This is a genomic window from Companilactobacillus sp. FL22-1 (genome assembly GCF_043951805.1).
Lineage (GTDB): Bacteria > Bacillota > Bacilli > Lactobacillales > Lactobacillaceae > Companilactobacillus.
In genome coordinates this window covers 88993-103104 of record NZ_JBINJY010000006.1, presented here as the reverse complement: position 1 = coordinate 103104, position 14112 = coordinate 88993, and the positions used below count along the sequence as shown (strand labels likewise).

The window sequence follows — 14112 nt, the reverse complement described above, 5'->3', positions numbered from 1 at the left end:
AGATTTTGTTTACGTTTTAGTGAAACATAGTTTCATTATGACTTAATAGTGTTCCCTCTGATAGTTATACAACATATTATAATTATAGAATTTAGAAAAGGAGATTATCTATTATGGATGGAATGACGAACTTTGTAGAAAAGAATATTGTTCCTAAGGTATCTAAAGTAACTGACTTAAGATACTTCCAAGCTCTTCGTAACGGATTTTTTGCTATTATGCCATTAACCATTATTGGTTCAATTTTTATGTTAATTACGGATTTTCCAGTTAGTGGATATCCAGAATTTATGGCTAATATTTTTGGCTCTCATTGGGCAGACTTTATTTCACCTGCCTATCGTGCAACTTTCAATATGATGGGTCTGATGTTTGCTGGAACTATGTCCTATAAACTTGCTGAAAGCTACAATTTGGACAAGTTAATGGGAATGGTTCTAGGAATCGTTTCCTATGTCGTTGTGTTACCTAAGACTGTTACAACGGATAAAGGTGTAACAGTAGAAAAAGTATTGTCTTTTGATTGGTTAGGTACACAGGGTGTTATTACCGCAATTATTACATCAATAATTACTATTGAAATATTACATTTTTGTGTGAAGAAGAATATTGGTATTAAGATGCCAGATAGCGTTCCTGCAATGGTTAGTAAAGCATTTAGTGCCTTAGTTCCAGGTTTCTTCATTGTCCTAGTTTCTTTAATCATTAATGGAATTGGAACTGTATTATCTGGCTCTTTTCCAAACATGATCTACTCAGTTATTCAGGCTCCTATACAGGGAATTATTGGGGCTCCATTTGCCATTATTTTAGTTGCTGGATTAAATGGGTTGCTATGGTGGTTTGGAATTCATCCAACTGTTATCAATTCAATGCTTTATCCAATTCTTTATGCTAATGCCGATAAAAATCAACAGTTGGCGGAATTAGGGAAATTGACGGCAGGACATGGAAATTATGGAACAGTCCAAATGCTTGATCAATTTGCAACCATTGGTGGGGCTGGATGTACTATTGGTCTTGCCATTACAATGTTTATTATCGCAAGGTCATCCAGAATGAAAGCAATGTCTAAAATTGCTTTTATTCCATCATTCTTTAATATTAATGAACCTTTGATTTTTGGATTGCCAGTTATTTTTAACCCATTAATGTTGATTCCTGTGACTTTGGCTCCAATTGTTTCAGTATCAGTGGCTTTCTTATCCATGTCAGTTGGCTTTATGCCGATGTTTACTAATATTCAAGCTCCTTGGGCGACTCCATTTGGTTTCTCTGGATTTCTTGTCGGAGGGTGGCAAGGATTGGTAACTCAATTAGTTTGTGTTGTTTTAGTTGTACTAATTTATTACCCATTCGTCAAAGCACTAGATAATCAATATCGTAAGGAAGAAGAAGGAGATACTTCCGTCGAATACTAAAAGAGGTAGTTATTTTGGAAAAAGAAAATGTTTATAACGTTTGTAGTGAAGTGGACTTGAAATCAATAGAACCTTATGTACCCATGGCTCCAGACATTGTACAGACTACTTCATTTCATTTCTCAAATTATGAGGAATTTATTGATTATAGTTCAGATGAAAAAAATCATTTTGTTTATACTAGAGGTTCAAATCCAACCATTAAATCACTTGAAGAAAAATTGGCCAAATTGGAACATGGTGAAAAATGTAAGGTGTTCAGTTCTGGAATGGGAGCCATTTCGGCAACGATATTCACACTCTTACAAGCCGGTGATCATGTTTTAATGTTAAACACGATTTATGGTGAAGCAGTTTCGTTTGGAAGATACTTAAAAAAATATAGTGTGGAATGTGACAGGGTAGATATTAAAAATAGTGATGATATTTTAAATTATATTAAACCAGAAACAAAAATGATTTATTTTGAAAGTCCATCATCGCAAAAATTTGAAATGATAGATTTAGAAAAAGTTTCAAAGCTTGCTAGAGACAGGAATATCTATACAGTAATTGATGCTACTTGGGCATCACCTATTTTCCAAAGTCCATTGGATTATGGTATTGATGTTGTTATTCATTCATTATCCAAATATATAGGGGGACATTCAGATAGTGTTGGTGGAGCTATAATAGGTAAAGCTGAAATTATTGATAATATTTTTGAAAATGGACATCAATCCTTGGGAGCAGTAATAAGTCCGTTTAATGCATGGTTAACGATTCGCGGACTTAGAACATTACCTGTTAGAATGACACAATTCGATCAGAGTATTAGATACGTATTAGACGCTTTAAAGAATGATAATAGAATTGAAAAGATATATCATCCATATTTAGCAACAGGCGAACAAAAAGAAATTGCGGATAAATATTTGACTGGGTATGGTTCGCTGTTTGGAATTGATTTCAAAGATAAAGATTTCGACAAATTAAAGATTTTCGTTAATTCATTGAAAATTATTTCAATCGGAGTCAGTTGGGGAGGCTTTGAAAGTTTAGCGTTACCATCTTTCAAGGGTAACAATGAATCTAATTTGGAAGAACGAGGCCTACCAATCTCACACGTTAGAATGTATGTTGGTCTTGAGGATCCTAAAAGTATTGTTGAAGATATTTATCAAGCAATGAACATGGCATACGGCAAATAAAAAAATCCTAATTAGGGTGAAAGATTAACTAAAAATTTTAGTAACTTTGGTGAGATCCATTAGTGTATCAGGGCTGTGCAAAGGGAAAGATAGCAGAATCGAGGCAGTTTTTATTGAATAAATAGTTTGTCTCGCTTAATACTCAATTGAGAACGTGATCAATAATCTTTTTTGAAATCATTACTACCATAAATATCGGTGGAATCGATCAAATTGATGCCACTGTGTCCATGATTTTAGTAGATGCTTGATTCTAGTGTGATTTCTCGAATCTTTAATGTGAAACTATTATACGAACTCATAACTTAAGAACTCCTTTAGATGATTTTTGAAATCACTTTATTCTATGGGGCTCAGGTTATGAGTTCTTTTTTCTAATGTATTGAACTCTAATTGTAAGATTGTTGGGCAGGTAGTTGAAAGTTTCCCCAAACATGGTTTTAAATGCAACTTTTTTATCAAAAATCCTAAAACTTGATTCACATCAATTTTTAAAACCACCTTACCCCTTAGAATATGTCTTGTAAGTTAAGAAAGAGGTAAGCAAAATGACAAAGTTAAACGTATGGATTACGAAACATCAAAATAAAATTACTGCTGCAATTGCAATTTTGATCGTATTGAGTTTACTTTCAGAATACGTTTTAAAATTTGGAACTGCTGCGACAGTCTTCATGATCGTAGCCAGTATCCTCGGAGCAATTCCAGTAGCTCTACATGCTTTTACCGCTTTGCAAAATAAGGTTATCAGTATTGAATTATTGGTAACGATCGCGGTTATTGGTGCCTTTATTATTGGAGAATATGAAGAGTCAGCCGTCGTAACTTTTCTTTTTCTCTTTGGTAACTATTTGGAACAGAAGACTTTGGAAAAGACTCGTTCTTCCGTTAAGAGTTTGACACAAATGGCTTCTACAACCGCCGAATTAGTCAATGAAGATGGTCAAACTGAAACAGTTGACGTCGATGACTTGGACGAAGGCGACCATGTCTTGGTTAAACCGGGTGGTCAAATTCCTGTTGATGGCAAAATCATCGATGGTACAGGTTATATGAATGAAGCTTCAATTACTGGTGAATCAACACCAGTGAAAAAGGGTATCGGCGATAAAGTTTTCGCTGGATCTTTGACCGATAATGGAACTATTACAGTTGAAACGACTTCCGTTGGTGAAGATACTACTTTTGGTAAAATCATCGAACTAGTTGAAGAAGCTCAAGATAGTCAATCACCAGCTGCTCGTTTTATTGATAAATTTGCTACATATTACACACCCGCTGTTTTAATTATTGGTATTTTAGTTTGGGCGATCACACGTGACTTCCCACTAGCTATCATAGTTCTTGTTTTAGGATGCCCAGGTGCTTTGGTTATTGGTGCACCAGTTTCCAACGTTGCCGGAATTGGTAATGGTGCGAAAAACGGAATTCTGATGAAAGGCGGCAATGCCGTAAATAGTTTTTCACATGTTGATACTTTAGTTTTGGATAAAACTGGTACTTTAACAACTGGCCAAATGAGTGTAACTGACGTGGATAACTTTGGTGACAAAGCAGAAAACTTAGCCTTGTTAGCTGCAGTTGAAAAGACTTCAGATCATCCACTAGGACAAGCAATCGTTAAATATGCGACTGATCAAAAAATTACTGCAACACCTGCACTACCAGAACTAGATACTGTAAAGGGCCAAGGTTTAGTTGGCCAAAATGATGATTTCAAGATTCTAGTCGGTAATGAACGTTTGATGAAAGCTAACGATGTCAAAATTTCCGCTGAACAAAGACAAGCTATCGATAAGCGAATGAATGATGGTGATTCAGTTGTCTTAATGGCTATCGATCAAGAGTTGAGATTAGTCGTTGGTGTCAATGATCAATTGAGAAGTGATGCCCGTGAAGGTCTCCAAGCTTTGAAAGACGCTGGTTTGAAACGAATCGTCATGTTAACTGGTGATAACAAAGTAGCTGCTCAAAGAGTCGCTGACAGATTACCAATTGATGAAGTTCATGCAGAATTATTGCCCGAAGATAAAGTAACTTTTGTTAAAAAATTCCAAGCTCAAGGTAGCACAGTAGCCTTCGTTGGTGATGGTATCAATGATAGTCCATCCCTTGCTACAGCTGATATCGGGATTGGTATGGGAACCGGAACTGACGTTGCTATTGAAACAGCTGATATTATCTTGGTTAAATCTAGTTTCGATGCTTTAGCACATGCTTATATTTTGGCTAAAAAGACAGTTGCTAATACTAAAGAAAATATCGTTATCGCTGTTGGTACCGTAGCACTATTGTTGCTCGGCTTGATTGTTGGCGTTATCCATATGGGTAGCGGAATGTTTGTCCACGAAGTAAGTATCTTAGTCGTTATCTTCAATGCGATGAGATTAATTAGAAATAAATCTTCAAAACTTGATTCAAATCAAGTTCTCAAGACAGCAAACTAATTAGAATAGTGTTTGTAAGTTAGTTGAGCAAGTGATTTTCGAATTACTTGCGAGCTGTAAGTGCTTCAAGCTTGAAACATTTACAGCTCGTGGGTATTTGAAACTTCACTAGCGATGAATTAAGAAATATGGAGGAATCGATTATGGCAAAAGCAATTTTACAATTAGGTGAATTAACATGCCCATCATGTATGACAAAAATTCAAAAGGCCGTTGAAAATCAAGACGGTGTTTCAAACGTAAAGGTCCTCTTCAACGCTGGTAAAGTAAGAGCAGACTTTGATGAAAGCAAGACTTCAGCTGACAAGTTGGCTCAAGTTATTACTGATCTTGGATATGAAGTTCTAAAAGTTAAAGTTAAGGAGCTAGCATAATGACAGAATTAACAATTGATGAAAAATTCGCTGCTGAACAAAAGCAGGCTGACGCAGATCACCACAAACCTACAGCTGGAGCAATGACAGGACACATCGTTTCCAATCATTTTCTTTTGAATATCAAGTTGCATCAGATTGCTTGGTTTATCAAGGGAAGCAATGCTGAAAGTTATAAATCAGTTTTAAAACAGACAATTGACGAAAATAATGCTTGGTATGATAAGATAGCTGATGAATTACTTGATGAAGGCCAATTACCTCCATCCACTATGAAAGAGTACTCAGACTACGCTATGATTGAAGAAGATGGCAAGAATAAATATTTGAGCGCTGATGAGATGATTCAAACAGTCGTTAATGATTTCAATACGGATAATATGTTCGTTACTAGAGCAATCAAATTGGCTGAAAACGAAGATCGTCCTTTTATGGCTCAAGTATTAGTTCAATTGTTAGGTTTCAATAATCATCAAATTAGAATCTATCAAGCTTTACTTGGTAAAAGCGCACGTGAAGGTTTTGAAGAGGAAGACGACGAAGATTTCGACTAAGGAGCGATAATTGATGGCAAAGTTGGCACATGACCACACTGCAGAAGATTGTGTAGAGTTAGTTTCTATTTTCAAAAATTTATCAACCGCTGATAAAAAGACGATTGCAACCTTGGTGACTCACCATCACTATAAGAGTGGCGAATATCTTTTTTCAGCCGGGGATAAAGCTGATTCCTTGATCATTGTGGCTCATGGACAGGCGAAAGTTTTTCAAATGTCAGCCAATGGGAAAGAGCAGATGTTGCGCATCCTTCAAACTGGAGACTTCGATGGTGAGGCAGCCTTGTTCGCTGATTCGGAGCATGCCAGTTATGCTCAAGCTTTGATGGACACCGCCGTTTGCCAGATTACCCGTAGTGATTTTCAAAAGTTGATGCAACAGACGCCAGAATTGACAGTTAATATGGTCAACGCCCTAGGACGTCGAGTAGGCCAGTTGGAGCAACAGACAACTGAAGTTACGACTGCTAGCGTTGAAAGCCGTTTGGCCAACTACCTTTTGGAAACAAGTGCTGGACTTGATAATGATGTCTTTACTTTGCCCCTCAAGAAAAAAGATATCGCAACTTATCTGGGTACGACCCCCGAGACAATTAGTCGGAAACTAACAGCCTTAAGTGACCAAGGTTTGATTGAGAAAATAACTAATAATAAATTTAAAATCTTAGACGCTGATCGATTAATGATGATCGATTAAATAAAAAAAGATCCTGAGTAAAATATTGTATTTTACTCAGGATCTTTTGTGCTTTTATGCCGAAATATCAATACGAAATTTCTAAATGAATCTATCTCATCCTACGGCGATGTAGTACAACTACATTCATTGTTCCAACTAATAAGACAAGTCCTAGAAGTGTTAAAGCTGATTGATTTTTATCACCAGTTTGTGGGAACTTTTGAGAGCTATAGTCATTATTTGAAGTTGCATTATTAGATTCTAGTGCTGGACTAGAAGGTAAGACTGCACTTGGTTTGTTAGGACTTAATGGTCCAGGTTCATAAGGACTTTCCGCATTTGGTAACTCAACAACAGGTTGTTCAGTACCAGGTTTCTCGGTACTTGGTTGTTCAGTACCAGGTTTCTCGGTACTTGGTTGTTCAGTACCAGGTTTCTCGGTACTTGGTTGTTCAGTACCAGGTTTCTCGGTACTTGGTTGTTCGGTACCAGGTTTCTCGGTACTTGGTTGTTCAGTACCAGGTTTTTCGGTACTTGGCAATTCAGTGCCAGGTTTCTCGGTACTTGGTTGTTCAGTGCCGGGTTGTTCGGTACCAGGCTGTTCGGTACCAGGATTTTCAGTACCGGGCTGTTCGGTACCAGGTTGCTCAGTACCAGGGTTTTCAGTGCCGGGTTGCTCAGTAACGGGTTGTTCGGTACCAGGGTTTTCAGTACCAGGATTTTCAGTACCAGGCTGCTCGGTACCGGGTTGTTCGGTGCCAGGGTTTTCGGTGCCAGGTTGCTCAGTACCAGGAGTTTCGATCACTGGAGGTGCTGGGCGATCCACTGATGAATCAGCCGTTTCGGAATGTCCTTCTTGGTCAGTCATCGTAACTTGATTAGTAAAGGTATCCTCACCAGTTGGTTCGTTGGTGGTGGATTGATATACCAATCTCATATCTCCGACAAAGCTACCTGTGGCTACAACTGTAATTGTGTTTCCATTTTTAGTAACAGTTATGGGGATAGGAAAGCCTCGGTTGTCCAGTAGTTTGGCACTATTATCAACGTAAGTGTGGTTGGGACCCAGTGTATCAACAAACGTTGGATCAGTTATACCGCTACCTTGAATAAACACATTGACTTCCCAGTTAATTGTAGTGGGTTTGTCCGGATCAACCCAGGCCGCAGATTTATTTAAAATAATCTGTGATAGTGTTTCGGTAGTTTCAGGGGTAGTTCCGTTAACACCAACACGAATAAACCCTTTACGGTTCAATGGTGTCAGTGGCAAAACGCCATTTAAAACAACTGTTCCAGTTGGGGCACCCTTTTTGACTGTAATCGTACCGATAGTGACTCCCAAAGAGTTTAGCATTGGAAATGATCTATCAGAAGTGATTTGAACATTGTCAGGTATACCAAAAGTTAAAGTATCGCCTTCAGAAACCTTAACTCCGTTGGGAATACTCCACTGATAATTCAAGGTGTATTTACTGCTTTCTGGTAATTCAGCATTATGCTCATATGTTTGTCCGTCTGAGTCTGAAATTACTGCGCTATTACTATCGAGTCCTACGACCTCAGTAATATCACGTGCAAAAACTTGATTAGACGTTGAAACTAGAACAAGCAAAAAACTAGCAATAATGGCCGATACCAATATTGTTATTCTTTTCAAATTCATCCCTCCTTAATCAAAGGATTTTCTATCGTAATCTAAATTATTTTTTTTGATAGCTTTGATCGATGCTTAATTTAGCATAAAATTGGGATAATAAAATACTATATGACAAATTGTACTATTATTTATATTGTTATTTTATAACAATTTATGTTATATTACTCTGCTTTTAATAAAACAAATAGCAGTCTTAAACTCCTATCTTATTAGGAATCTAAGACTGCTTTATTTATTATATATTTAACAACTAATCTTTCTGAAGTGGCTGATTAATTACCAACTTTAACACTAGGTTCAACTTGCACCATAGTTTCAATATCTTCCGTTTGAAATTTCTTTGACAATTGAGTCAACATTTCGTCAGTCATCTTATCCAGATCAAACTTAGGACAAAAGCCCCATTCACTGATAGCATCGTCAGCATTGATGTAGTTGGGCCAAGAATCGGCGATTTTTTGAAGTTTAGGGTCTACTTGATAGCTTAATTCAAAATCGGGAATATGTCGTCTGATCGAAGTAGCAATACTTTCAGGATCAAAGCTAATCGAGGTGATATTAAAGGCGTTTCGATGGATCAACTTGTCTGGGTCAGCATTCATTAACTTCACTACAGCGTCGATTGCATCATCCATGTACATCATATCCATTAAAGTTTTATCGGCAATCGGTGAACGGTATTTTTTGTGCTTCAAAGCTTCGTAATATATATCGACGGCGTAATCAGTCGTGCCACCACCTGGGGCTACTTTATAAGAAATTAGTCCGGGGAAACGGACTGAACGTGTGTCGATGTCGTATCTTTCATAGTAGTAGTTTGCTAATAGTTCTCCAGAGACCTTGGTCACACCATAAATAGTTGAGGGATGCATTACTGTGTCTTGGGGTGTGTCGTCAGGATCAGCGTCTGGTCCATAGGCTGCAATCGAGGATGGAGCAAAGAATTTGGTTCCAGCACCCAATTCACGTGCTACTTCTAAAGCGTTTATCAATCCCGTCATATTTAATTCCCATGCAAAAGCCGGATTCTTTTCGGCCTTAGCTGATAAAAGTGCTGCCAAATGAATAATAGTATCGACTTTATTCGCCGTCGCAATTCTTAAGAAAGCGTCAAAATCTTTCACATCTAAAACTTCAAAATGACCATTTTCGACAACGGGATTACCGTCAATTCGTCTGATATCAGTTGAGATAACATTCTCTGGGCCTAAGTCATTACGTAATCTTTCAGTCAGTTCGGAACCAATTTGTCCTAAAGCACCAGTGATCAATACTTTTTTCATGAGGAGTTACTCCTTTCAATATTGAACTGCTTTGTTAAGAATATTTAATTCGGTACCAACTTGTTCATAAACTGCGATTGCTTGGTCTAGCATGTCTTTAGTATGAGATGCGTTGGGCATATTTCTAATACGACCAGTCCCTAAAGGAACAGTTGGATAGACGATTGGTTTAGCATAGACGCCATTTTCAATTAACTTTTGGGAAAATTTCTGAGCTAATTTTTCATCGCCAACAATGACGGGAGTGATCGGTGTTTGCGATTTACCGATATTATAGCCAATGTCTTGCAGCGAGTCTTTGAAATAATTCGCATTGTCCCACAGCTTTTCAACATATTGCGGATTGTTTTGAATCAACTCGATAGCTTTGATACATCCAGCAGCCGCACCGGGGGTTAGTGAGGTTGAGAATAAGAAAGGCCGGGCTTGTGATTTTAACCAAGTAATCAATTGTTTTGTACCAGCTATATAACCGCCAACGACGCCAATTCCTTTGGAAAGGGTACCCATTTGTAAGTCGACATGATCTTGCAAGTGAAATTCTTTCACCGTTCCAGCACCATGTCCCATAACTCCAGTTCCGTGAGCATCGTCCACGTAAGTAATGATGTCATTTTCTTCACAAATTTTGACGATTTCTGGGATATTGGCAATGTCGCCGTCCATTGAAAAAACGCCATCGGTGATATACATGATTTTTCGATAGATATTATCTGATCTTAATTGTTGAGCTTTCATCTTTAAGTCTGCCATATCCTGATGTTTGACACGGATAATCTTGGCTCCAGAAAGTCGAGCTCCATCGATGATTGAGGCATGATTCAGTTCATCGGAAAGTATCGCGTCACCTTTTTTCATGATGGCAGGGATAGTACCCAAGTTAGCGTTGAATCCAGATTGGAAAGCAATTGCGGCTTCTGTCCCCTTAAATTCAGCAATTTTTTCTTCTAATTGTTGGTGAATATCTAGAGTACCGTTAATGGTGCGAACGGCTCCGGCTCCAGCACCAAATTTCTTAGTGGCATCGATTGAAGCTTGAATCACCTCTTGATTGGTCGCAAAACCGAGATAATTATTGGAAGCTAAATTGATCAATCTTTTGCCAGCAATTTCAATTATGGGACCATTACTACCTTGCAAAGTATCGATAGTGTTGAAAAGACCGTTTTTCTTCAATTCGTCGATACCGGTGGTCAAAAAGTTTGTCAGTGTGGTTGAACTCATTTGTAGACTCCTTTGCAATTGATATTGTCCGTACATCCGTACTATACAAGACGGAGAAACCGCTTACAAAGACTTAGCTTGTTAAGCTATCCACATACTAAAGATAGTTCAAGCTGGCTCTAGTTAGTTGGCCTAATAGACGTTTTGTCAAGTGATTAAAAAGTTGAAGTTATATTTAGGGAATATAAAAACTCTAAAAAAACATGACTATATTTATATTTTTTATTAAAAAATATATTCATAGTGTAGAGGATTCGTTATATAATGAGTCGATGAGTTCAGGCTTAGGGGAGAATGACTATGAGGAAAATATTCTTGGCACTTTTGATTTTTGGGGCTTTAGTGTTAACGGGGACAACCAATGTTGAAGCCGCAACAAATAGCAATAATACCGATATAAAAATCGATGGTAATTTTAATGATTGGAAAGATAAACCAATTACTAAATCGAATAGAGGTCTGATAAAGAAGGAGTCTTTAGTAGCTGACAAAGATAACGTGTATTTTTATGCGAGCATGTCACCAAGACATGGTGTTGGTTATCAAGAGATCGCACGTTCAGGTTATAAGTTAACTGTTGGTGACAAAACGTTTCTGCTAACAGTCGATCCAGATGATTATGCGAGTGGCAATCGGCTGACGACGATGAACGTTCAAGAAATTGATGGCGATGGCAAAATTAATAAAGTTGCTGAGTCTTCACAAGTTTATATAAAAAGTAAGGTTAATCAAGGAAACGGTAAAGGTTTTAAATTAGATATGGAATTTAAATTGCCTTTGTCAGAGTTGGGTATAACTAATACAGCTTCACAAGATATTACGCTCTCAAATGAGGACTTAGGAAGTAAAACTTTGCACGTTGTAGGTGGAAGTACTGGTCCAGTCTTGTTAGCAATCAGTGGCTTAGCCATAGCTTTATTTGCGATTTTTAAAATGCCTAGAATCAAAAGACTTAGGGAGACGTCTAATGAATAGTTTTTTGTTACTGGGTATCATTATTTGGATATATTTGCTGTCAGTTGTAAGAAGAGCTCGACTGACGGCTTTTTCTTTTCTTGTCGGCAGTGTTGGCTGTTTTTTTGTCTTGATGACCTTAAGCACGCCTTATTGGGTTTGGTTTTTTACTCACGGAGTGATCGACGGTGTTGCAATAGTTGAAAAACTTATAAAAATGGGCTCTGTTTATCCGAAGTACGGATGGATCTACATTACGAATCAAGCCACTCCGGTTACTTTGCAAATTGACTATGAATGTTCAGGGATAATTGAAACAATGGCTTATATGAGTTTATTGCTTTTTTATCCGACATATTCACGTAAAGAAAAATTTTTTTATTCAATACTCGGCTTGGTTTGGATCTATTTAGCCAATGTTGTTAGATTGATTATCGTTGTGGCAATGGTCTATTTGGGTGGGGCAGACGTCTTTTATTTGGCACATTCAATTTTGGGAAGATTAGTCTTTTACCTGTTGATCATTGTCTTGTATTACAACGTCTTCACTTATTCACATTGGGCGCAAGAATTCTACAAGCTGTTTAAAAAGAAAGTAAGAAGTGTATGAAATATTTTTGGTATTTAACAATTAGACAAATGGGATTTTGGCTGACCTGGATCTTGATTCCCATTGTGATCGAAATAATTCCTGCCGTTATTTCTGCTATCAGGCTGGCTGCCAGAAATGCTCAGACTGTTAAAGAAGAAATGCCGCTTAAATTGCCGTTTATTACGATAATAATACCGGTCTATAATTCGGAAGCGACGCTTTACAATTGTATTAAATCAATTAAGGATTCAACATATCCTGACAAGTTAATTCAAATTATAGTAGCTGATAATCAAAGTACGGATAATAGTTTTGGTGAATTTGCCAGAGCACAAAACAAATTTAATTTGAACATGCAATTGCTTAACACAATTAAGGGGAAAGCTAATGCCTTGAATGCTTCGATTTATGAGGCAATTGGCGTGTATGTAATCAATATTGACAGTGATGGAACCTTGGAAAAGCATGCTTTGATGAATATGGTTTTAAAATTTGAGAATAATATTGATATTTCAGCCATGACGGGAACTATTTTACCTAGAAAAGATTTGATCAAGCGAACTAAAAAGCCTTTCTTAAGATTGTTGCGACAGAATGAGTACTTTGAGTATGCTCAAGCTTTTCTTTCCGGTCGGGTGATCGAATCTTATGAGAATCAATTATTTACCATGTCTGGCGCTTTCTCGGCTTTTCGAAAATCCGTGATTATGAAAACCTTCATGTATGATACGAATACATTAGGTGAAGATACTGAGATGACCTTTCAAATTCGTGATCGGCTGAAGAAAAAGATCTTAATTTGTACTAATGCTATTTTTTATATTGAACCAATCGATGGGTTAGATGCCCTCTATCGACAACGGCAACGGTGGCATCGTGGTGAATTAGAAGTAATTAAGTCGTATATGAACAATAATGCGGACGTAAAGTTTTTCTTCAAGAATTTTTTGGTGCGACGTTTGGTAATTGATCACACCTTTTTATTTCCAAAGATGATTTGGATGTTTGCTAGTTTTGTTCTCTTGTTCTACCGCTATTCACCAGTGGTTTTGGGAATTTCGTATCTTATTATTTATTTTTTGTACGCGATGGTTTCAATTCTGAATAATTTATGTGTGCGAATGTTGTTGAGGGAATTCGAGAATGAACGGCGATTTTATATCAAACTCACATGGGTAGCTTGGACTTTGCCATTTTATAATTTCATCTGTTCTTGTTTTAGATTAGTGGGAACATTGAATGTAGCTAGCAATAGCCACGAGTGGAATGCTTTGAGTTTTAAAGAAGAAATACAGCGAATTTTAAAAGTTTTTGGGAAAGATATTCGGAGTCTGGAGAGGGATAAAAGTTGAATATAGAAGGTTATGAAACATACAGTACTTATAAGTTAACATCTTATATCAATGCTAGTCATGCTGTCCGTTGGGAAAATGGCATTGGAAAAGAACACATGCATACTTGGGCGATTATTTGTGAGATACATGTCAATCATGAACAAATGGTGCCTTTTAACGTGATTGAAAATGAATTGAAGGAAGTGTCACAACGGGTTTCGGGGAAGTTTTTAAATGAAGTACCACCCTTTGATCGTATAAACCCTACTTTAGAAAATTTGACCACTTATTTCTTCAGCGTCATTAACGATATTTTACGTAAAAGAGATGCAGTTTTAACTCGTTTAGAGATTGGCGAATCTCCAACTAGATTTTATTGCATAACCTTGAAATAACA

General features: G+C 37.2%; 13 protein-coding genes. 10 read left to right on the top strand and 3 right to left on the bottom strand.

The window, feature by feature from the left end; translation table 11 throughout:
* Positions 1 to 113: 113 nt before the first annotated feature.
* From ACG72T_RS06370 to ACG72T_RS06345, 6 genes are all read left to right on the top strand, one after another.
* Positions 114 to 1421, top strand: coding sequence for a PTS sugar transporter subunit IIC (locus tag ACG72T_RS06370; protein WP_395265332.1), 1308 nt, complete (start codon positions 114 to 116; stop codon positions 1419 to 1421).
* A 14-nt stretch (positions 1422 to 1435) separates the two neighbouring features.
* A complete protein-coding gene (locus ACG72T_RS06365; RefSeq protein ID WP_395265331.1) occupies positions 1436 to 2611 on the top strand; it encodes an aminotransferase class I/II-fold pyridoxal phosphate-dependent enzyme in 1176 nt (391 codons plus the stop codon).
* A 548-nt stretch (positions 2612 to 3159) separates the two neighbouring features.
* On the top strand, positions 3160 to 5058 hold the full coding sequence (locus tag ACG72T_RS06360) for a heavy metal translocating P-type ATPase (RefSeq protein WP_395265330.1): 1899 nt from the start codon (positions 3160 to 3162) through the stop codon (positions 5056 to 5058).
* 143 nt (positions 5059 to 5201) lie between these two features.
* On the top strand, positions 5202 to 5432 hold the full coding sequence (locus ACG72T_RS06355) for a heavy-metal-associated domain-containing protein (protein ID WP_395265329.1): 231 nt from the start codon (positions 5202 to 5204) through the stop codon (positions 5430 to 5432).
* Complete coding sequence (locus ACG72T_RS06350; protein WP_395265328.1) at positions 5432 to 5986, top strand: ferritin-like domain-containing protein; 555 nt, start codon at positions 5432 to 5434, stop codon at positions 5984 to 5986. The genes ACG72T_RS06355 and ACG72T_RS06350 overlap by 1 nt, the downstream gene beginning before the upstream one ends.
* Positions 5987 to 5999: 13 nt before the next feature.
* Entirely contained in the window at positions 6000 to 6686 is a 687-nt protein-coding gene (locus tag ACG72T_RS06345) for a Crp/Fnr family transcriptional regulator (RefSeq protein ID WP_395265327.1), read from the top strand.
* 91 nt (positions 6687 to 6777) lie between these two features.
* Here the strand turns inward: ACG72T_RS06345 and ACG72T_RS06340 are convergent, their stop codons facing one another.
* From ACG72T_RS06340 to ACG72T_RS06330, 3 genes are all read right to left on the bottom strand, one after another.
* A complete protein-coding gene (locus ACG72T_RS06340; protein ID WP_395265326.1) occupies positions 6778 to 8328 on the bottom strand; it encodes an Ig-like domain-containing protein in 1551 nt (516 codons plus the stop codon).
* A 272-nt stretch (positions 8329 to 8600) separates the two neighbouring features.
* Positions 8601 to 9611 carry an NAD-dependent epimerase/dehydratase family protein gene (locus tag ACG72T_RS06335; RefSeq protein WP_395265325.1) on the bottom strand — a complete coding sequence of 337 codons (1011 nt, stop codon included), beginning with the start codon at positions 9609 to 9611 and terminating at the stop codon, positions 8601 to 8603.
* A 15-nt stretch (positions 9612 to 9626) separates the two neighbouring features.
* The gene (locus tag ACG72T_RS06330; protein WP_395265324.1) at positions 9627 to 10835 is read right to left on the bottom strand and encodes a glycine C-acetyltransferase; all 1209 of its coding nucleotides are present in this window, start codon (positions 10833 to 10835) and stop codon (positions 9627 to 9629) included.
* Between the two features lie 300 nt (positions 10836 to 11135).
* Here ACG72T_RS06330 and ACG72T_RS06325 point away from each other — a divergent pair, with 300 nt between their 5' ends.
* The 4 genes from ACG72T_RS06325 to ACG72T_RS06310 are packed head-to-tail and all read left to right on the top strand — an operon-like array spanning position 11136 to position 14110.
* Entirely contained in the window at positions 11136 to 11810 is a 675-nt protein-coding gene (locus tag ACG72T_RS06325; RefSeq protein ID WP_395265323.1) for a Firmicu-CTERM sorting domain-containing protein, read from the top strand.
* Positions 11803 to 12399: an exosortase family protein XrtG gene (gene xrtG, locus ACG72T_RS06320; RefSeq protein ID WP_395265322.1), complete on the top strand. Its 597-nt coding sequence runs from the start codon at positions 11803 to 11805 to the stop codon at positions 12397 to 12399. Before ACG72T_RS06325 ends, xrtG begins: the two co-directional genes overlap by 8 nt.
* A complete protein-coding gene (locus ACG72T_RS06315; protein WP_395265321.1) occupies positions 12396 to 13733 on the top strand; it encodes a TIGR03111 family XrtG-associated glycosyltransferase in 1338 nt (445 codons plus the stop codon). The genes xrtG and ACG72T_RS06315 overlap by 4 nt, the downstream gene beginning before the upstream one ends.
* The gene (locus tag ACG72T_RS06310; protein ID WP_395265320.1) at positions 13730 to 14110 is read left to right on the top strand and encodes a 6-carboxytetrahydropterin synthase; all 381 of its coding nucleotides are present in this window, start codon (positions 13730 to 13732) and stop codon (positions 14108 to 14110) included. Before ACG72T_RS06315 ends, ACG72T_RS06310 begins: the two co-directional genes overlap by 4 nt.
* Positions 14111 to 14112 lie beyond the last annotated feature (2 nt).

Bases quoted from the DNA above. Each gene is read 5' to 3' on its own strand.
- ACG72T_RS06370 (WP_395265332.1), top strand. From the start codon at position 114: ATGGATGGAATGACGAACTTTGTAGAAAAGAATATTGTTCCTAAGGTA.
- ACG72T_RS06360 (WP_395265330.1), top strand. From the start codon at position 3,160: ATGACAAAGTTAAACGTATGGATTACGAAACATCAAAATAAAATTACT.
- ACG72T_RS06355 (WP_395265329.1), top strand. From the start codon at position 5,202: ATGGCAAAAGCAATTTTACAATTAGGTGAATTAACATGCCCATCATGT.
- ACG72T_RS06350 (WP_395265328.1), top strand. From the start codon at position 5,432: ATGACAGAATTAACAATTGATGAAAAATTCGCTGCTGAACAAAAGCAG.
- ACG72T_RS06345 (WP_395265327.1), top strand. From the start codon at position 6,000: ATGGCAAAGTTGGCACATGACCACACTGCAGAAGATTGTGTAGAGTTA.
- ACG72T_RS06335 (WP_395265325.1), bottom strand. From the start codon at position 9,611: ATGAAAAAAGTATTGATCACTGGTGCTTTAGGACAAATTGGTTCCGAA.
- ACG72T_RS06330 (WP_395265324.1), bottom strand. From the start codon at position 10,835: ATGAGTTCAACCACACTGACAAACTTTTTGACCACCGGTATCGACGAA.
- ACG72T_RS06325 (WP_395265323.1), top strand. From the start codon at position 11,136: ATGAGGAAAATATTCTTGGCACTTTTGATTTTTGGGGCTTTAGTGTTA.
- xrtG (WP_395265322.1), top strand. From the start codon at position 11,803: ATGAATAGTTTTTTGTTACTGGGTATCATTATTTGGATATATTTGCTG.
- ACG72T_RS06315 (WP_395265321.1), top strand. From the start codon at position 12,396: ATGAAATATTTTTGGTATTTAACAATTAGACAAATGGGATTTTGGCTG.